The sequence below is a fragment of the Vibrio sp. L3-7 genome, from assembly GCF_963898195.1.
GTDB lineage: Bacteria > Pseudomonadota > Gammaproteobacteria > Enterobacterales > Vibrionaceae > Vibrio > Vibrio echinoideorum.
On record NZ_CAWQUW010000045.1, the window covers coordinates 90,685 to 109,579 of the forward strand.

General features: G+C 43.7%; 16 protein-coding genes and 1 pseudogene. 5 read left to right on the forward strand and 12 right to left on the reverse strand.

Annotation, left to right across the window (positions count from 1 at the left end):
- The first annotated feature begins 3 nt into the window (after window positions 1-3).
- Window positions 4-540 (forward strand): rhombosortase, encoded by a 537-nt coding sequence (rrtA, locus tag AACW75_RS20560; RefSeq protein WP_145570381.1) that lies wholly within the window; start codon window positions 4-6, stop codon window positions 538-540.
- A 43-nt stretch (window positions 541-583) separates the two neighbouring features.
- Here the strand turns inward: rrtA and AACW75_RS20565 are convergent, their stop codons facing one another.
- The 8 genes and pseudogenes from AACW75_RS20565 to AACW75_RS20600 form a co-directional block, all read right to left on the reverse strand.
- A complete protein-coding gene (locus tag AACW75_RS20565) occupies window positions 584-883 on the reverse strand; it encodes a ComEA family DNA-binding protein (RefSeq protein ID WP_017073580.1) in 300 nt (99 codons plus the stop codon).
- A 261-nt stretch (window positions 884-1,144) separates the two neighbouring features.
- Complete coding sequence (gene ppiD, locus AACW75_RS20570) at window positions 1,145-3,010, reverse strand: peptidylprolyl isomerase (protein WP_135457993.1); 1,866 nt, start codon at window positions 3,008-3,010, stop codon at window positions 1,145-1,147.
- A gap of 219 nt (window positions 3,011-3,229) precedes the next feature.
- The gene (locus AACW75_RS20575; protein WP_012604504.1) at window positions 3,230-3,523 is read right to left on the reverse strand and encodes an HU family DNA-binding protein; all 294 of its coding nucleotides are present in this window, start codon (window positions 3,521-3,523) and stop codon (window positions 3,230-3,232) included.
- Between the two features lie 171 nt (window positions 3,524-3,694).
- Window positions 3,695-6,046: an endopeptidase La gene (gene lon, locus AACW75_RS20580; RefSeq protein WP_017073582.1), complete on the reverse strand. Its 2,352-nt coding sequence runs from the start codon at window positions 6,044-6,046 to the stop codon at window positions 3,695-3,697.
- Window positions 6,047-6,178: 132 nt separating this feature from the next.
- Window positions 6,179-7,459, reverse strand: a complete 1,281-nt coding sequence (gene clpX, locus AACW75_RS20585) for an ATP-dependent protease ATP-binding subunit ClpX (RefSeq protein ID WP_017073583.1) — start codon at window positions 7,457-7,459, stop codon at window positions 6,179-6,181.
- Window positions 7,460-7,540: 81 nt separating this feature from the next.
- Window positions 7,541-8,167, reverse strand: a complete 627-nt coding sequence (clpP, locus tag AACW75_RS20590; protein WP_017073584.1) for an ATP-dependent Clp endopeptidase proteolytic subunit ClpP — start codon at window positions 8,165-8,167, stop codon at window positions 7,541-7,543.
- A gap of 105 nt (window positions 8,168-8,272) precedes the next feature.
- Complete coding sequence (tig, locus tag AACW75_RS20595) at window positions 8,273-9,571, reverse strand: trigger factor (protein WP_017073585.1); 1,299 nt, start codon at window positions 9,569-9,571, stop codon at window positions 8,273-8,275.
- A gap of 319 nt (window positions 9,572-9,890) precedes the next feature.
- Window positions 9,891-10,079, reverse strand: a pseudogene (locus AACW75_RS20600) (hypothetical protein); the annotation flags it as partial.
- A gap of 157 nt (window positions 10,080-10,236) precedes the next feature.
- Here AACW75_RS20600 and AACW75_RS20605 point away from each other — a divergent pair.
- The 3 genes from AACW75_RS20605 (at window position 10,237) to AACW75_RS20615 (ending at window position 13,800) form a co-directional block, all read left to right on the forward strand.
- On the forward strand, window positions 10,237-12,054 hold the full coding sequence (locus tag AACW75_RS20605) for a sensor histidine kinase (protein ID WP_145570377.1): 1,818 nt from the start codon (window positions 10,237-10,239) through the stop codon (window positions 12,052-12,054).
- A 144-nt stretch (window positions 12,055-12,198) separates the two neighbouring features.
- Window positions 12,199-13,548 (forward strand): sigma-54-dependent transcriptional regulator, encoded by a 1,350-nt coding sequence (locus AACW75_RS20610; RefSeq protein ID WP_145570375.1) that lies wholly within the window; start codon window positions 12,199-12,201, stop codon window positions 13,546-13,548.
- A 78-nt stretch (window positions 13,549-13,626) separates the two neighbouring features.
- The gene (locus AACW75_RS20615; protein ID WP_181360444.1) at window positions 13,627-13,800 is read left to right on the forward strand and encodes a hypothetical protein; all 174 of its coding nucleotides are present in this window, start codon (window positions 13,627-13,629) and stop codon (window positions 13,798-13,800) included.
- Window positions 13,801-13,831: 31 nt separating this feature from the next.
- Here AACW75_RS20615 and AACW75_RS20620 read toward each other — a convergent pair whose 3' ends face one another.
- The 3 genes from AACW75_RS20620 to AACW75_RS20630 form a co-directional block, all read right to left on the reverse strand.
- Complete coding sequence (locus AACW75_RS20620; RefSeq protein ID WP_017073589.1) at window positions 13,832-15,193, reverse strand: TRAP transporter large permease; 1,362 nt, start codon at window positions 15,191-15,193, stop codon at window positions 13,832-13,834.
- 2 nt (window positions 15,194-15,195) lie between these two features.
- Window positions 15,196-15,951, reverse strand: coding sequence for a TRAP transporter small permease (locus AACW75_RS20625; RefSeq protein ID WP_017073590.1), 756 nt, complete (start codon window positions 15,949-15,951; stop codon window positions 15,196-15,198).
- A gap of 65 nt (window positions 15,952-16,016) precedes the next feature.
- Entirely contained in the window at window positions 16,017-17,012 is a 996-nt protein-coding gene (locus tag AACW75_RS20630) for a TRAP transporter substrate-binding protein (RefSeq protein ID WP_004736072.1), read from the reverse strand.
- A 356-nt stretch (window positions 17,013-17,368) separates the two neighbouring features.
- Here AACW75_RS20630 and AACW75_RS20635 point away from each other — a divergent pair, with 356 nt between their 5' ends.
- Complete coding sequence (locus tag AACW75_RS20635) at window positions 17,369-17,776, forward strand: thioesterase family protein (RefSeq protein ID WP_009847292.1); 408 nt, start codon at window positions 17,369-17,371, stop codon at window positions 17,774-17,776.
- A gap of 20 nt (window positions 17,777-17,796) precedes the next feature.
- Here the strand turns inward: AACW75_RS20635 and AACW75_RS20640 are convergent, their stop codons facing one another.
- Window positions 17,797-18,630, reverse strand: a complete 834-nt coding sequence (locus tag AACW75_RS20640) for a 4'-phosphopantetheinyl transferase family protein (RefSeq protein ID WP_145570427.1) — start codon at window positions 18,628-18,630, stop codon at window positions 17,797-17,799.
- Between the last annotated feature and the right edge of the window lie 265 nt (window positions 18,631-18,895).

The following is an 18,895-nucleotide window of genomic DNA, read 5'->3' on the forward strand; positions in this document are numbered from 1 at the left end:
AATGTGTACCCTGTTTTAATTTTCACTTCACTTTTATGCGTCTTATTCCAACTTGAGCCTGTGCAGGCTTGGGTAGTTTGGGATAAAAATGCAATTGCCGATGGGCAATGGTGGAGGATCCTAACAGGAAACTTTTCACATACCAACTACTCACACCTTCTGATGAATCTAGCAGGCTTGTGGATCATCAGCTATCTGTTTCAACCCTATAAAAAACTGCTTATTGGTGCATTGCTTTTCATTAGCCTAATCACTGGACTGGCGTTGTTGCTGACGGACATTCATATCTATGTGGGGTTATCTGGGACATTACATGGGTTGTTTGGTTTATTCGCTCTCAATGAAGCGCTGAACGGCAGGAGGTCAAGCTGGCTTCTAGTGTTGGGGTTAATAGCTAAAATAGCTTGGGAGCAGCTTGTTGGCCCTTCTAGCACCACTGGAGCACTTATTAATGCTCGCGTGGCCATTGAAGCCCACCTAGCAGGCGCTATCGCTGGAGGCTTCATGGCTTTGGCGCTATGGTTACCGAATAGAAAGTAGCCCTCTATAACCGTACCCCTTCAAACTGCCGTAACCCTTCAAACTAAAGTTGAATTCGCTCACGGTTCTTTTCAACCGTCGCTTCGCCAATACCTTTCACATTGACCAAATCATTAGGTGCTGTAAATGCACCGTGCTGATCTCGATAAGCGACGATATCTTTAGCTTTCTTATCACCTACACCAACCAATAGCGCTGACAGTTCCTCAGCCGTCGCTGTATTGATGTTTACCGTAATCTCAATGCCATCGTAAAGCTCAGCTTTGGTGGGACTATCTGCAAACACTCCACCGCTTAAAGTAATTAGAAGTGAAAGAAGTAATGTTGAATATATTGTGCGCATAAACCGTTCCTTTGTTCAAAAAAGGTAACTTATGCACTTACCGTGGCAAATAACATAATCGCCAGATAAAAATAAAGCGGGTCACCTAAGTGACCCGCTTCGTTATACATCTTATTTTCATCAGCTTGTTTGTTGGCTCACAAATCTGATTTATCGAATAAACCCAATTTGCAAAACAACAACCATCGCATGTTGATTCTCGGTAGTCAGTCACCTAACAGGCTTAACTACCGAGCTAAGCTAACTCAAGCTAACCTGAGCTTACTGACCTTGACCCACTACGTAATATTCAACGTCTGCATTTTTGCGCAGTACGTTTAGTACATTAGTAAGGTCTTGCTGATTACCAACTCGCTCCAACTGTGCACCAATTTGAGTGCTGTAAGCTGGGTTGATTTCAGCTGTTACTTTAGAAAGCTCAACAACAACGATGTTACCGTCTTGGTCTTTAGATTGACCGAACACAGCTTGACCTGCTTCTGGTTTCGCTAGAGCGAATACAGACGCCGCTAGTGGTGAGTTACGGTCAATCGTTTCAAGTTCAGTGAACTCAAGGTTGTTATCTGCAAGTACTGCTTCGTTACCTTGCTTAAGTTCGTTCACTAGAGAAACACCTAGCTCAACTGCTTGTTGCTCAGCTTGTACAGCAGACAATGCAGCGACAACTTGATCTTTCACTTCTTCTAGAGGAAGAACGGTTTCGTCACGAGTCTCTTCTACACGAACAACAATCACGTGTTCAGGTGCAACTTCGATAACTTCAGAGTTTAGGCCGTCTTCTTTCACTTCAGGGCTCAAGATAGCTTGCATAACAGCAGGCGTCATCAACACTTCTGGCGCATCTACTTGAGAGATGAAATCAGTCGTTGTGATTTTCGCATTAATAGCTTCTGCAGAATCATCTAAAGAGTCAGGGAATTCAAATGCCACTTTCTCTAGCTCAGTTTGCTGTTCATAGAACTGGTCTACTGCATGCTGATCTAAAAGCTCACTCTTAATCTCTGCCGCTACTTCAGTGTAAGGCTGAGCTTGAGATGCTTTTAGTTCGTCTAGCTTGATGATGTGGTAGCCAAATTCAGATTTAACTAGGCCCGTTGTATCACCAATATTCTCAAGAGCAAAAGCTGCATCTTCGAATGCTGGGTCCATAACATCGCGTTCAATCCAACCTAGATCACCGCCAACGTCAGCACTGCCGAAATCATCAGATTTCTCTTCTGCTAGTGTAGCGAAATCAGCACCGGCGTTGAGTTCGTCTAGGATTGACTGAGCTTTCGCTTCATCATCGCCTTGAACTAGGATATGGCTAACTTTACGTTGCTCTGAAGTTGAGTACTTATCTAGGTGCTCTTGGTAATATTTCTGAGCTTCTTCATCACTCACTTCAAGCTGCGACTTAAGCGCTTCAGCTGAAAGTTCGATGTAAGAAACCTTAGCTTGCTCTGGACGAGTGTAAGCTAATGGGTTTTCAGAGTAGTACTGCTCGATCTGTTCGTCAGTAAGTTCGATACCTTTCGCTAAATCAGCAACAGAAAGCGTCACTGTGCGAATATCACGAGTTTGAGCAATAAGCTTACTTTGTGTATCGATTTCACCTTGAAGAACAAACTCGCTGCCTTGAAGCGCAGTAACAAGCTGGTTACGCATTAGGTCACGACGCATGTACTCAGCAAAGCTTTCTGCACTGAAACCTGCGCGACGTAGTGCTGCTTGGTAAATATCTTGATCGAATTGACCAGCCGTTTGGAATTGAGGCATTTCTAGAATCATTGTACGGATTTGAGAATCACTGATTCGTAGGCCTAAAGACTCGGCTTGCTGCTCAAGTAGAACATCGTTGATCATGCGATCAAGGACTGATTTACGGAAAGACTCTACGTATGCAGGGTCTGCAAGCATTTGAGCGAAGTAATCGCCAAGTTGAGACTGCATACGATTACGTTCGTTTTGGTAAGCTTGTTCGAACTCACCACGAGCAATTTCTGTGTTGCCAACTTTAGCTGCTGCGTTGTTACCGCCACCGGTGATGTAGCTGCCTACACCTGCGAATACGAATGACAGGATAATCAACCCAAGGATAATTTTTACCGCGATGCTATTCACGCCTTCGCGTAATCGATCCATCATAATTTAAGTGCTCTCCGGATATGAAGCATTGGCTTCAAAATAAAATCTATTCACGCGATATTATCAGAAAAAGAAATGCGCATCAGTAGGATGCGCATAATTTAAATAAGTTCAATGTGCTTTGCACACATACTGTCTAAGAATGAAACATCATTTTTCAAACAGTAAACGCATTTTACTGCCTTCCCCTCTCTAAAAGCGAGGTTTCAGCAGTGAAAATTAGTTACATGCGTCTTTAAGTGCTTTACCTGCTTTGAAGCCAGGTACTTTAGCTTCTGCGATTTGGATCTCTTCACCAGTTTTTGGGTTACGACCTGTACGAGCAGCACGAGTACGAACACTGAAAGTACCAAAGCCAACAAGTGCAACTTGGTCACCTGATTGTAGCGTTGTGCCAACTGCTTCGATGAAAGCGTCTAGAGCGCGACCAGCTGAAGCTTTAGAGATGTCTGCGTTTTCTGCGATTGATTCTACTAGTTGTGTTTTATTCACTGTTTTTCCCCTATGTGTCATCTGTGACTACATCTCGATGACTGTACGTTCCATTTTGGTTTTTATTTAGCCGCAAGCCTTATTGCAAAAGGGATTGCCGCTTTAGTCGAATAACTTAGCGTCCAAAAAAAACGCTGACAAGCCTTTTCGAGCCTATCAGCGTAATTCTTTACTTATTTTTGCTACGCATCACTATTTTTTCACGTCAAACTCGACCCCTGACGGATCTCGTTCTAGCGCAACCTTAAGTACTTCATCAATCCATTGGACCGGAATTACCTTCAAGTCAGCGATAACGTTGTCTGGAATCTCTTCCAAATCACGCTCATTATCTTTTGGAATCAAGACTGTTTTGATGCCACCACGGTGAGCTGCAAGCAGTTTTTCTTTCAAGCCGCCGATAGGTAAAACTTCACCACGTAGGGTAATTTCACCAGTCATACCAACCTCAGCTTTCACAGGGTTACCCGTTAAGCTAGAGACAAGTGCAGTACACATTGCGATACCCGCACTCGGGCCATCTTTCGGTGTAGCACCTTCAGGTACGTGAACGTGGATATCGCGCTTCTCGTAGAAATCCACGTTAATACCCAGATTTTCTGCACGAGAACGAACCACGGTCATTGCCGCTTGAATCGATTCTTTCATCACATCGCCAAGTGAGCCGGTTTGCGTTAGCTTGCCTTTTCCTGGCATTGATTCAGTTTCGATGGTCAGTAGATCACCGCCAACTTGAGTCCACGCTAGACCAGTTACCTGACCTATACGATTGCTCTCATCCGCTTTACCGAAGTCATGACGTTGAACACCCAAGTACTCTTTCAGGTTATCTATGTTAACCGTTACAGACTTAAGGCTGCTATCTAGCAGAATGTTCTTAACTGCTTTACGACAGATCTTAGAGATTTCACGCTCTAAGTTACGCACACCTGCTTCACGCGTGTAATAACGAATAATGCCAACGATTGCTGAATCTTCGATATTAATCTCATGAGGCTTAAGACCATTACGTTGAACTTGTTTGTCCAGTAAGTGACTCTTAGCGATGTTCAGCTTTTCATCTTCTGTGTAACCCGACAGACGAATCACTTCCATACGGTCCAATAACGGGCCAGGAATGTCCATTGAGTTAGACGTTGCAACAAACATGACATCTGACAGATCGTAATCTACTTCTAAGTAGTGATCGTTAAACGCAACGTTTTGCTCTGGGTCTAGCACCTCTAGAAGCGCTGAAGATGGGTCGCCACGCATATCAGACGACATCTTATCGATTTCATCTAATAGGAACAGTGGGTTCTTAACGCCAACTTTAGACATCTTCTGAATAAGCTTACCCGGAAGAGAACCGATGTATGTACGACGGTGACCGCGGATTTCCGCTTCGTCACGTACGCCACCTAGCGCCATACGAGTGTACTTACGGCCCGTTGCAGCGGCAATCGAGCGACCTAGAGAGGTTTTACCCACACCAGGAGGACCAACAAGACAAAGGATTGGACCTTTTAGCTTGTTAATTCGGTTTTGTACTGCCAAGTATTCAAGGATTCGTTCTTTTACACGCTCTAAGCCGTAGTGGTCTTCATTCAAGACCTCTTCCGCTTTCGCTAAATTCTTCTTAACTTTTGAACGCTTTGCCCAAGGAACACCAACCATCCAATCGATATAGCTACGTACTACTGTTGCTTCAGCAGACATTGGCGACATCATTTTCAGTTTTTGCAGTTCTTGCTCGGTTTTTTCACGAGCTTCTTGAGGCATTTTTGAATCTTCGATCTTCTTTTTCAGAGTCTCGAATTCATCAGGCGCGTCATCCATCTCGCCAAGTTCTTTCTGAATCGCTTTCATTTGCTCATTCAGGTAGTACTCGCGCTGAGATTTCTCCATCTGCTTCTTAACGCGGCCACGAATGCGTTTTTCAACTTGCAGGATGTCAATTTCTGACTCCATTTGGCCCATTAAGAATTCCAGACGTTCAGTCACATCTGCAATTTCTAGAACGTGCTGCTTATCTACCAGTTTAAGAGGCATGTGCGCAGCAATCGTATCAGCAAGGCGAGCTGCCTCATCAATACCGTTCAGAGATGTTAGAACCTCTGGTGGAATCTTTTTGTTTAGCTTAATAAAGCCTTCGAATTGATTGATCGCACTGCGAACAACCACTTCTTGTTCTTTTTCGTCAAGTTCTGAGGTAACAACGTATTCGGCATCCGCTAAGAAGAATTCACTTTCTTTAAACTGGTGAATTTTTGCACGCTGCTGACCTTCAACAAGTACTTTAACAGTACCATCAGGGAGCTTTAGCAACTGAAGAATGGTAGCGACTGTACCTACGTTGAATAGGTCGTCAATTGAAGGCTCATCAGTGTCCGCTTCTTTCTGCGCTACAAGTAGTACTTGTTTGTTAGCTTCCATTGCCGATTCAAGGCAAGTAATCGATTTTTCACGACCAACAAACAATGGAATAACCATGTGTGGGTAAACCACTACATCACGTAGAGGTAGCACGGGGATTTCGATACGCTCGGAACGTTCCAAGTTCATATATTTCTCTCTTCCGCTTTAACTTATAAAGCAGTATATGGGGCTTAAACGACTGGATTCAATGGAAGAATAAAAAAAAGGAGGTAATTGCTTACCTCCTTTTTCAATTTGAGCGTGTAGTCTAAAAAAGACCTACTCTGCAACAGCTGCTTGGTTATCTGAGTTGCTGTAAATCAACAGTGGTTCTGACTCACCATTAATTACCGACTCATCAATGACAACCTTGCTTACATCAGTTGAAGATGGCAGTTCGTACATAGTTTCTAGTAGAACACCCTCCAAAATAGAACGTAGACCACGAGCACCCGTTTTACGCTCCATTGCTTTCTTCGCAATTGCACGTAGAGCATCTTCGCGGAATTCTAATTCAGTATCTTCGATTTCAAATAATGCTGCGTACTGCTTAGTAAGCGCATTCTTCGGTTCACAAAGAATTTGAACTAGAGCTTCTTCGTCAAGTTCTGTCAATGTCGTTGTCACGGGTAGACGACCAATGAATTCCGGAATTAGACCGTACTTCACGAGATCTTCAGGTTCAACTTGAGTGAACAGTTCACCCACAGTTTTCGTTTCATCTTTTGAACGCACTTCTGCGCCAAAACCAATACTCGAACCTTTTTCTACACGTTGTTCAATCACTTTATCTAGGCCAGAGAACGCTCCGCCACAAATAAATAGGATCTTAGACGTATCCACTTGCAAGAACTCTTGCTGTGGATGCTTACGACCACCTTGAGGTGGAACTGAAGCAACTGTACCTTCAACAAGTTTTAGTAGAGCTTGCTGTACACCTTCACCAGACACGTCACGCGTGATTGATGGGTTTTCAGCTTTACGAGAAATCTTATCGATTTCATCGATGTAAACAATGCCGCGTTCCGCTTTCGCTACGTCATAATCACATTTTTGAAGCAACTTCTGGATGATGTTTTCAACATCTTCGCCCACGTAACCCGCTTCGGTTAGTGTCGTTGCATCTGCCATTGTGAATGGAACGTCTAGGAAACGAGCCAGTGTTTCAGCCAATAGTGTTTTACCACTACCAGTAGGACCGATAAGAAGGATGTTACTCTTACCTAACTCTACGCCTTCAGCTGTCGTATCACCATTACGCAAACGCTTGTAGTGGTTATATACCGCAACTGCTAGCACTTTCTTCGCGTGTTCTTGACCGATTACATAGTCGTCAAGATGCTCACGAATCTCACGCGGCGTTGGCAGCGATTCCGATTCTTTCTTAGGAAGAACATCTTTAATTTCTTCACGAATAATGTCGTTACAAAGATCGACACATTCATCACAAATGTAAACAGAAGGACCTGCGATTAACTTGCGAACTTCGTGCTGGCTTTTGCCACAGAAAGAGCAGTAAAGCAGTTTACCGCTACCACCCTCTTTGCTTTTGTCTGTCATTCGCTAACCTCTTAGCCTTTACTCTCTATGTTTGAGTGTATAACAATTTGAATCACTTTGCGTTAAACAATTGCCCTGCAATTATTGACCGCGGTGATTAAGAACTGAATCCACCAAACCGTATTCTACTGCTTGATCAGCAGACATGAAATTATCACGATCTGTATCACGCTCAACAACTTCTAAAGGCTGACCTGTATGTTCTGCCAATAGATTGTTTAGCTTTTGCTTGATCGTTAGGATCTCTTGCGCATGAATTTGAATATCAGACGCTTGGCCTTGGAAACCGCCAAGTGGCTGGTGAATCATTACACGAGAGTTTGGAAGCACGTGACGCTTACCAGGAGTACCACCCGCTAGTAAGAATGCACCCATAGAGCAAGCTTGACCCATACATACTGTGCTCACGTTTGGCTTGATGAACTGCATTGTGTCGTAGATAGACATACCCGCTGTTACGCTGCCGCCAGGTGAGTTGATGTAAAGATAGATATCTTTGTCTGGGTTTTCTGATTCCAAGAAAAGCAGTTGAGCCACGACAAGATTTGCCATGTGGTCTTCCACTTGACCTGTTAAGAAAATGATACGTTCTTTTAATAGACGAGAATAAATATCGTAAGAACGTTCACCACGGGAAGTCTGTTCAACCACCATAGGAACTAGTGCGTCCATAATCGATGGCATTGTGTTTTTTTCTTGGTAGCTCATATTCTTATGTCCCTAAAATAAATGGCCCGAATGATTAAATCATACGGACCATTGTTAGCAGAATTGTTGACCGTACGTCAACCTTCTACGTCAGATATTACTATATTAAGCAGGTTGCTGATTCATTAGCTCGTTGAAGCTAACTTCTTTATCAGAAACTTGAGCTTTAGCGATGATTGCATCAATAGCTTGCTCTTCTAGAGCAACATTGCGCATGTTGTTCATCATTTGCTCGTTTTGCTCGTAGTAAGCAATAACTTCTGTTGGATCTTCGTATGCTGTAGCCATCTCTTCGATGATAGCTTTAACTTTCTCGTCATCAGCTTTTAGCTCTTCAGTCTTGATTACTTCACCAAGAAGAAGACCTACAACTACGCGACGTTTAGCTTGCTCTTCGAACAGCTCACGTGGAAGTTGGTCAGCAGCTTCAGTGTTGCCACCGAAACGTTGAGCAGCTTGTTGACGTAGAACGCTGATCTCTTGATCGATTAGAGCAGAAGGTACGTCGATGTTGTTTTCGTTAACTAGACCGTCGATAGCTTGCTCTTTGATGCGGTTCTTAACAGCTTGCTTAAGCTCACGCTCCATGTTCTTACGAACTTCAGCTTTAAGACCTTCAACGCCTTCAGCAGCACCGAACTTAGAAACGAATTCTTCGTTTAGTTCTGGAAGTTCACGAGCTTCAACTTTGTTCAGCTTGATAGAGAACTTAGCAGCTTTACCTTTTAGGTTTTCAGCGTGGTAATCTTCTGGGAAGTTTACTTCGATTTCGAATTCCATACCTGCTGTTTTACCAACGATACCGTCTTCAAAACCAGGGATCATACGACCAGCACCCATCTCTAGTGGGAAGTTCTCAGCTTTGCCGCCTTCGAACTCTTCACCGTCGATAGAACCAACGAAGTCGATAGTTGCACGAGAACCAGCGTCAGCAGCAGCTTCAACTTCAGTCCAAGTTGCTTGTTGCTTACGTAGAGTTTCGATCATCTCTTCAACGTCAGCTTCTTTAACTTCTACTGCTGGTTTCTCAACAGTGATGTTTTCTAGACCTTTCAGCTCAACTTCTGGGTAAACTTCAAAAGTTGCGTTGAATACTAGGTCAGCGCCTTCGTTGTTTTCAACTGGTGCGAAAGTAGGTGCGCCAGCTGGGTTGATTTTCTCTTTAACGATCGCTTCGATGAAGTGACGTTGCATTACTTCGCCCATCACGTCTTGACGTACTGCTTTGCCGTACATTTTAGCAACCATCTTCATAGGCACTTTGCCTTTACGGAAACCATCGAAACGACGGTTTTTCGCGATGTTGCGTAGTTCAGCTGTAACTGCATCTTCGATGTTAGCAGCAGGAACAGTAATATTAAGACGGCGCTCTAGGCCTTCTAGCGTTTCAACAGTAACTTGCATTATATAAACCTCAAAACTGGCTCAGTAATCTGAGCATATGAGCCGTAACTTAGCTTTAATTCAAAAGCGGACGTTGTTGGCTGCATTCTTGTGTAGTGCTCTATCCGAACACCTAATTTAAAATCGAGCATTGATGTTTGAATTGATCATTCAACTAAACACCAGACTAATCAGCGATATCTTCGTTCTTCACATACTAATTAAAAGCTTCGTTCTCACGCACTTATAAAAAACAGCAAAGCTTGTTTTCAGAAACAAGAAAGGTATCTCCGATTAGCCTCAGGACAGAAATTTTAGACGCGACATTCTAGCGATCTGTTTAATCTCTGTCGAGCCGTTCACCTCTGCTAGATGATGAATGCTCTAAATTCGTACAACTAAATGATAAAAAGACGATCAAATCATCACTTAGCACAACAGAAATGGGGACAATAGCGACTTTTTCAAGGGAATCGAGGCCTTTTTTTGCTAAAAAGCTTAAAAAGAGATCTTGCTCTTGTTTTACCCCTCAGAGTCGATAACTTTTTCAACAATCTCCGTTACAAAGCCTTAACCTACTCCCGTCTGTTTACTCTCCATTTTCATCAAAAACTACCGTTAATTGTTGTCAGAAACGAGAAAATACAGACGTGTTTGTTTTACCTAGAATTTAGCGGAGAGCCTCTATGTTTCGAGCTTTGAGAATCCCTTTACTACTGCTAGTCGTCTACTGCTTACTTATGATCGTGGGTGGGTATTGGGTATGGAGCACAAGCCATCAAAGTTTGTTAAATGATCACCAATCTAAGCTTGACCGATTTTCCGTTCATATTTCTAGCCAACTCGACAAGTTTGCACATATCCCAGAGCTACTCTCAAAAGACAAAGAGTTGGTCGACGCCCTACACTCACCAAGTAATTCCGCGCAAATCGAACTCACCAATCGTTATCTAGAGCACGTAAACACGGTCATTCAAGCATCCGACACTTATCTGCTCGACAGTATCGGCACCACCATCGCAGCCAGTAACTGGAGCCTGAAACACTCTTTTGTCGGGCGGAACTTTGCATTTCGTCCCTATTATCAACAAGCGATTCTCGGCAATGAAAACCAGTACTTTGCTTTAGGTTCTACTTCGGGGAAACGAGGCTATTATTATTCTTACCCTGTTTCCTATGCTGCTGAAATCATTGGTGTCATTGTCGTAAAAATGGATTTATCACTGATTGAGGCAAGCTGGAAAGGCAAGCAAAGTTTTTTTGTTGCCGACGATAAAGATCAGATTGTTTTCATGTCGAGTAACCCAGAATGGCTATTCAAAAGTCTTCAACCGCTCGATAAGGCACAACAAACTCGAATTCAAGAGAGCAGACAATACCTTGATACCAAAATAGAGAGCCTGCATTTTTCAGGAGATTTAGAAAGCTCCACCAGCAGTATTCAGTCACCACATCAACTCGTAAAAGAACGTTTTTTCACTTCATCACGCTTCCTCGATGACCCAAAGCTAACTGTCCGAGTATTTTCTCCGACACACTTAGTTTGGTGGGATCTCATCGCTTACCTTGTGGTGCTGAGTTTAGTGTTTGCCATTATCTATCTCACGATGCAACTCAACCACCACCGCCAACAAAGGCGTGCGCAAATCGACAGGCTGCAATCTGAAGCCAAACAAAAACTCGAATTTCAAGTGCTCGAAAGAACCTCCGAGCTCCATATAGAGATCAAACAGCGTATCGAGACAGAACGGGTGCTCAGACAGACACAAGATGAGCTTATACAGGCGGCTAAGTTAGCCGTATTGGGTCAAATGTCAGCCAGTATCAGTCATGAATTGAATAACCCACTCGCCGCGATTCGCAGTTATGCAGACAACGGCCGATTGTTTCTCGCAAAAGAGAAGCCCGACCGTGTTGATGATAACCTATCTCGGATTTCAGCACTGACCGATCGTATGGCGAAAATTAGCCACCAGCTTCGTTCCTTCGCAAAGAAATCCACAGCGGAAGAGCTCCACACTCTACAAATATTGCCTGTTCTTCACTCCTCAAAAGAACTCATGAAACCACAATTAAAGAGTGAGCGAGTTAAGGTGAATGAGCTCCCAGAAAAATTTGATGCTTGCGTGTTCGCCAATGCCATCCAACTCGAGCAAGTGATCATTAACCTTCTAACCAATGCGATTCAGGCTATGGAGCATCAGGACGAAAAGCAATTGGCTATCCTGTTAGAGAGAAAGAGATCTGACAATGAGCAAGCTAGTATTTTGCTTATTCACGTCGATGACAGCGGCCCCGGTTTTAAGTCGTCCTCGACTGGAGACTTTTTTGAGCCCTTCCATACCACTAAAAAAAATGGTCTTGGACTCGGGCTATCGATTTCTCAACAAATAATCGGTGGGATCAACGGAAAGCTAATCACAGGCACAAGCCCACAAGGCGGTGCTCGTTTTAGTATCGAACTCTCAATAGTGCCCGATGAAAAACGTCCATCAACAGACTGAGACCAACCCGTTAACTAACTAGCGGACCAACTCGAAAACAAGCAAGCACACACGTAAACAGCTACACAGCTACACAGCTACACAGCTACACAGCTACACAAAATGACTCAGCGATAATTAGAATAAAAGAGTAAAGGAACCACTATGTGTCACGTCTATTTCATTGATGATGAATCCGATTTAAGAATGGCCATTGAGCAAAGCTTTGAGCTTGCTCATGTTGACGCTGAATTCTTTCCCGATGCGGAATCGGCGCTGCTCGCTATCCAGGAAAATGGCCTTCCCCATGTGATCATCACCGACATCTGTTTGCCGGGTATTTCAGGGCATGACTTACTCAATACGGTCATGCATAAAGACAAAGAGATCCCGGTCATCATGATCACAGGGCATGGTGATATTTCAATGGCCGTGCAAGCTATCCATAACGGTGCTTACGATTTCATTGAGAAGCCCTTTGCGAATGACCGCTTAATCGAAACCACCAAACGTGCCATCGAAAAGCGCCAGTTGACGCTCGAAAACCAAGAGCTGAAGCGCTCGTTGAAGGCGAGTAAAGCACTAGGGCCGAGAATCATTGGCGACACACCATCTATGACAGAGCTACGTTCTATCATCACTCATGTTGCAGACACTAATGCCGATATTTTATTGTTTGGTGAGACAGGCACGGGCAAAGAATTAGTCGCACGATCCCTACATGAACAAAGCAGTCGCCGAGAGCAAAACTTTGTCGCGGTCAATTGCGGCGCCGTTCCTGAAAACCTGATTGAAAGTGAACTCTATGGCCATGAAAAAGGTGCATTCACTGGAGCAGAAAGTAAACGTGTTGGTAAGTTCGAGTTTGCGCAAGGCGGCACACTGTTTTTAGATGAAATAGAATCCATGCCGATGCAGGCGCAAATACGACTATTGCGCGTATTACAGGAGCGAGTCATTGAAAGAGTGGGTTCGAACGGATTAGTACCGCTGGATATTCGCGTGATTGCCGCAACTAAAGTCGATCTAAAAAAAGCTTCTGAGGAAGGCTCTTTTCGCCAAGACCTCTATTACAGACTCAATGTTGTTACTCTAGACTTGCCGCCGTTAAGAGGTCGCCAAGAAGACATCCCTGCGCTTTTTCACCACTTCTTATTGGTCGCAGCCGCTCGTTATGGCAAGACCGCTCCAGCGATTCCACAACAAGAGCTACACGAACTTTTAGCCCACAATTGGCCCGGAAACGTACGAGAATTACGTAATACAGCTGAGCGTTTTGTGCTTTTAGGCAAGCTGTCTCATTTATCAGACAACACCGCCGGACCAACTCAGCATTTGTCTCTAACGGAACTCGTCTCTGACTTTGAGAAAAACACGTTAAAGCAAGCGCTTATTGAGTGTAATGGCAGCATAAAAGAGACTATGGAAAGGCTTCAACTTCCGCGTAAAACTCTCTATGACAAGATGCAAAAACATCAACTTGCGAAAGAGTCATACCGACAGAGCGAAAACTAAATTAGATATGCGAGCAAGATCACCTATACTTAATTTGCTAACAGGATGTTATGCAATAAAGTTAATAAGGAAGTGGTTATGGGTGAGAAAACAAAAGTTCCATCAATTACTGATACGTTGGAGATAGATGGTGTTTATTATATCGATCAACATGTCGACCTAAACACTCCTGAATTAGAAGCAAAAAGAGCCCTCTATCAACAGAGCGACTCTCATTTGAACTTCGGCAGGAATATTGATGAGGAGGTATGATACCTCCTCACCTATTCGCGATTAATTAACTCTATTTAGTAATGATTTCCGGACCCATCAACGTGGTTGGTAACCATGTTGATACCCAAGGTACGTAAGTTACGATAATCAAGAATAAGAACATCACACCAACCCAAGGCAATGCCGCTTTCACCACGTTCATCATCGACATCTTGGCGACACCTGCTGTCACAAACAGATTGAGCCCCACAGGCGGCGTTATCATTCCTATCTCCATGTTCACCACCATCATGATACCCAAGTGAATTGGGTCGATGCCAAGTGCAATTGCAATTGGGAATACCAAAGGTGCCACGATGATCAGCAAGCCTGAAGGTTCCATGAACTGCCCACCAATTAACAGTAGAACGTTCACCACAATTAAGAAGGTGATCGGACCTAAGCCCGCAGAAAGCATAGACTCAGTGATCATCTGAGGAATGCGTTCCTCTGTCAGTACATGCTTAAGAATCAGAGCATTGGCAATGATAAACAGCAGCATGATCGTCAGCTTACCTGCATCATAGAGCGTGTCTTTGGTGTCTTTATGGAAGAAGGTTTGGAAGATTTTAACTAAAGCTGGCTTGGTGTTTTTCTTATCTGCGAATGGCCCCATATCTTTATAGATAAAGTTAGCAATGAAGAACGCGTAAACTGCTGCCACTGCCGCCGCTTCCGTCGGTGTAAAGATACCGCCGTAGATACCACCCAAAATAATGACAATCAGTAGCAGACCCCAACTTGCGTCTTTTGCTGCTGCGAACATCTCACCCCAGCCCACAAACGGCTGCGCAGGAATCTTCTTAATACGTGCTGCAATGTAGATAGCAATCATCAACATCACACCCGCCAACAGGCCAGGAATAACGCCGCCAAGGAACATACGACCTACAGATACATCCGTCGCCGCAGCGTAAACAACCATCACAATTGACGGTGGGATCAATATACCCAAAGTACCCGCATTACAGATAACCCCTGCCGCGAATTCTTTTGTGTAGCCGTTTTTGATCATGCCTGCGATAACAATACTACCGATTGCCACTACTGTTGCTGGAGACGATCCAGATAACGCTGCGAACATCATACATGCCACAACCGACGCCATCGCTAAACCGCCGCGGAACCAGCCGACCATTGCGATAGCAAAACGGATAATACGTTTCGCCACACCACCGGTTGACATGAAGCTAGAGGCCAAGATAAAGAAAGGGATCGCTAAGAGTGTGTAGTGGCCTGCAAATGCATTAAACAGCGTTTGTGCGACTGAAGCTAGTGACGCATCAGAGTGCATCAACAAGAATATGACGCTCGATAAACCAAGGGAAATCGCAATTGGCACACCGACCAACATGAAAGCAATTACCATTAAAAATAGAAATAACATTGCCATGATTAGTCTTCCTTACCGTTAGATTTTGTACCCGACTCGTTCGCCTTGTTTTGCTTAGTCGAATCCAATACCGCTGTCGCGTCTTCATCAGAACCCGCTAACACATCAGCTTTCAATGCATCCAGCTCTTCTTCGGCTTCATGGCCTGCAATCATGCGGTCAAGCTTGCCCGTCGCCACTTGATAAGCGATTTGGATGAATCGGAACGTCAGCATTGCCATACCAATCGGCAGCGCCATATAAGGAATAAAACGTGGCAGTTTCTCGTATCGCTCGCCTTCATTCAGCCAGTCGGCAAGAAACTGAAGCATCTCTGGCATTGGAATATCATCGGTTTCATACCAAGCTCGCTCGGTCGCGAACGGGTACCAGTAATTCCAAGAACCGATAAGAAGTAGGATAGAAAAGGCCAAGCAGCTTGTAACGGCGATTAACGCATACACTTTACGTAGCTTTTCTGGGGCAAGGTTAATAATGACATCAACGCCAATGTGGAAGTGTTTTTTAACGCCATAAGATGCGCCCACTAACACCATCCAAGCGAACATGAACACCGTCAGTTCTAATGCCCACAAGATATTGCCATTGAATGCGTATCGAAATACCACATTGGCAAAAGTAAGTAGCGTCATTGCGCCAAGGAAAAATGCGATTAATGACTCTTCAATCACATCCGTAACTCTTCCGACTTTGGAAAAAAGAGAGGTATCCAGTGCTGATTCGCTAGAATTTGGTTGTTCCATTTGAGGATTATCCATAATTGACTCCGCTTATAGTTATTTTAATAAGGAGTGGCGAAATGCACGCCACTCCCTTAGCGGTGTTATTGGTTTGAAGCTAACGCTGCATCGATAAGGTCTGAACCGATGTCTTTTTCAAACTTCTTCCATACTGGTTGAAGTGCAGCTACCCATGCTTCACGCTGTTCAGGCGTAAGTGTACGAACCTCACCACCGGCTTCGATGATGTTATTTTTGTTCGCTAGGTTAACTTTTGAAGATTCTGCATTACGTGTTTCAGATACTTCTTGAACGATAGTACCAAGCTGTGTGCGTACATCTTCAGGTAGGTCTTTCCAGAAGTCGTTTGACGTTACAACTAGGTAATCCAAGATGCCGTGATTGGTTTCAGTTACGCCGTCTTGTACTTCAAAGAACTTCTTACCGTAGATGTTTGACCATGTGTTCTCTTGGCCATCGATAACCTTAGTTTGCAGGCCGCCGTATACTTCTTTAAAAGACATCTTCTGTGGGTTAGCACCTAGTTGCTCAAACTGAGCCACCAATACGTCTGATGCTTGAACACGGAATTTCAAACCTTCCGCATCTTCAGGGTTGATAAGAGGTTTATTCGCCGACATCTGTTTCATGCCATTGTGCCAAAACGCTAGACCTTGTAAGCCACGACGCTTCATTGCATTCTTCAGTTTTTCGCCTGACTCCGAGTTTTGGAAACGGTCAACAGCTTCTACATCTTCAAATAGGAAAGGAAGGTCAAAAATGCGGTATTTCTTAGTGAACTTCTCAAATTTAGACAACGATGGCGCCGCCATTTGAACATCACCATTTAACAGGGCTTCCAGTACCTTATTATCATCGTAAAGTGTTGAGTTAGGGAAAACTTGCATACAAGCTTTGCCGTTCATTTCCGTGTTTACTCGCTCTTCTAGTAAAGAAGCAGCAATGCCTTTCGGGTGCTTATCAGTATTGGTTACGTGACTGAACTTAATCACAATTTCACCAGGGTCACAGTTTGCAGCAGCATTAAAGCTTGTGAGCGCCAGAGCAGATACAGACAGCAGGGTAAGAGGCTTAAACATTATTATTCTCCTTAGTAAACAAAGCAGCCCATCAATGGAAACTGCGTGCTTTCATTAAGGCAATTAGCGCGCCACATTGAAACAAAGCATTAACAAGCCTTTAACCGTAAGGCTTCATGAGATCTGCCTGTAGTAGTCGCCAACTCGCTGCAAAAATTAATGGGTGGGAAGTGACACATAGAATATTTGTAAATGGGTGGAAGTTGACCAACGTATTAGTAATGAATGAGGCCAAATGAGGTCTGACCAAAAGCGAGTTTGGCTATGATGCCTTGAAGTAATTTCAACCTATCCTGTAAAGTGCTGCACAACTTAGCCAGATTTACCACTTCACTACTTAACAAGAGTTGATACCAATGAGTCAGATCTACCATCACCCAGTACAAATTTACTATGAAGATACCGATCACTCAGGTGTGGTTTATCACCCTAACTTTCTAAAGTACTTTGAGCGTGCGCGCGAGCATGTATTGGGTAGCGACAAACTGGCAACCTTGTGGAACGAGCATGGACTGGGGTTTGCGGTGTATAAAGCCAACATGACTTTTCAAGATGGAGTTGAGTTCGCTGAGATCTGCGACATCCGAACCTCTTTTGAACTCGATGGAAAATACAAAACGCTATGGCGACAAGAAGTGTGGCGCAAAGATGCAACTAAGCCTGCGGTGATTGGTGATATCGAAATGGTTTGCCTAGATAAAGACAAGCAACTGCAGCCAGTACCTGCCGAAGTATTAAAAGCGATGCTTGGCGAAACGAGCTAACTTCACCTCACCAAACTAGCTTAAAAGAGATGAGACAACGAAAAAGTTCTCATCTCTATCTGCATGGGTAGCAAATTTCCACAAAGAGTCACGGCAAAACGGTACTGGTCATCTAATCGACCCAAGCAACATTGCCAATCTATAGAAATATCGTCTTCTTGAGCAGGATCCAAATCCAACCCAATCCCGCTATGTAGCCTGATTTCGCTATACAATCTAATTTCATCCTGCAAGTTTGGTTGAAAATCCGAAGAGTGAATTGGCAATGTTTGCTCCGTCAAATTAGAGAAATCAAACGAAAAGCTTCGCAACGATGTCGCTAGCCCCTTACCCGTCGCTTTGATGTACGACTCTTTCAATGCCCACAGATCGAAAAAACGCTCTCTCTGTTCTTCTTTGTTGAGTTCAAGTAAATCCGTAAGTTCTGCATCTGAAAAATAGTGCTTCATGATCGAGTCGATATTGGTCGAGCTTCTTACATGTTCGATATCTACACCTAGTTGAAGTGGTTGCCCTTGGATTTGGCAAATAGCGATCAACAAATGCTCTTGGCTATGGCTTATATTGAAATTCAATCCCGTTTTAATTTGTTGTTCTGTAATTAGGCTTGGCTTACCTTTCTCGCCATATTCAAACCGCCACTCTTCTGGCCTCAAATCAGAGTAGCAAGACAACACCTTTCTTAGATAGTTACGAACGTACAAAGCTTGCACCTGAGATGAGGGCATTCGATAGCGATCAACTTTGGCTATCTCATCCATCGTGAGTCTCTGTTTTAAGTACGACACGCTATCGATATCATCATGTAAATCACTCAGAGAGCAAAGCCACAAATCCACAATCGGTATTCCCATATCTCTAGTACTCATTTATTAAAACCACTCTCATCAAGCTATCAAAAAAACATCAAAACGAACAAATTTAACTCACCTATGATTTGCTATAAGCATAGAGAAATCGGGAAGGAAACATCCTTCATATGAGGGCTTGGAATTTGATTTTAAAATAATAACAAATTAAAACATAGATCACACTCAGCCTTGTGAAACAGTCGTCTATTAAACCTTACTTACAAAAACCTGACATAGATCTCATCAAGCCAAAAAATAGAGTATAAAC